1 protein-coding gene is annotated in these 1155 nt (G+C 74.8%); it reads right to left on the bottom strand.

All coding sequences use genetic code 11. From position 1 onward, the window contains the following. The coding region (locus AB0G02_RS41410; RefSeq protein ID WP_360806398.1) for a hypothetical protein at positions 1-806 on the bottom strand (806 nt) is incomplete at its 3' end. Positions 807-1155: the final 349 nt, after the last annotated feature.

Here is a 1155-nt window from a genome sequence, read left to right on the forward strand (position 1 = left end):
TCGACCTGCTCGCGCGGCTCCCGGTCCTTCGGCAGGCGGTTCGGCGCGGCCGTGATCGCCTCGAAGGCGTCGATCCACGCCCACGCCGCCGCCCGGTCCAGCGGTTTCCGCAGCAATCCGCCGAGGTGCTCCACCACGGCGTCGACGTCGCCCAGCGCCAGGCCGTGGTAGAGGGCGTCGATCGGACGCCCCTGCTCCAGGTGGTGCCCGCGGTAGCCGGAGTGCACCTTCTCCCAGCTGGCGCGGTGGTAGTCCGGTCGTTCGGCGAGCCGGTGCAGCAGCACGTGGCGCAGCCAGGGTTGGAGGACCATCCGCCCCGGCTCGTCCCGCGCGCGGTCCAGGAGGAAGTTGATGACCAGCTTGGCGCGGAGCGCTTCCGGGGACCGGGGCAGCGCCGGGTTCGCGGTGCGGTCACCGACCGGCAGGCCGAGGTCCCGGGTGGCGCTCGCCACGGTCAGGTCCTCCACCTCCGACGGGGTGAACCCGCCGTCCAGCAGCAGGTGGCGCTCGCTGCGGTCCGCGAGCGTCACGGTCCGGTCGCCGTGCTGGTAGGCGATGGTGAACACGTCGCGCAACGCCTCCGCGGGGGCGTCCCCCGGCAGCGCGCGGGCCGCGTCGATCACCTGGTGCACCGCCCACGGGAGCCCTCCGGTGAGCCGGTGCAGGAAGGAAGGAGCCTTGGCCAGCACCGAGTCCCGCTGCACCTCGGGCCGAGCCGCGCGGATGTCCCGCACGGACATCTCGCCCACCCGCACCAGGTACCACGGCGGTTCGGGTGGCACTCCCCCGCCCACCACCCGCGTCACGTCCGCCGCACCGGACGGCAGCGGCAGGTCCGCGGCCCTGGTGGGCCGGAATCCCGGGGCGCTGCCACTGGGCGTCCCACGCCGTGTCCCACCGGCCACCGGCCACGACGACCGCCATCGGGTCCGGTCCCCGGTCCGCCGTGGCGGCGAGCACCTTCAGGAACTCCCGGCCCGGTGGCAGGTGGGCGTTGTCGAGCAGCACCAGGCAGTTCGCCGTGCGCCGGTTGCGGTCGAACCACCCGGCGAACGCCTCCCGCAGGTCGGCCCGGAACGCCCTGGCGACCACGCGGTCGACGACCTCCTGACCCGCGGCGCCGCCCTTGACCGCTTCCCGCAGCGCGACCATGTG

The sequence above is a fragment of the Actinosynnema sp. NPDC023658 genome (genome assembly GCF_040639995.1).
In the GTDB taxonomy this organism is placed as follows: Bacteria; Actinomycetota; Actinomycetes; order Mycobacteriales; family Pseudonocardiaceae; genus Actinosynnema.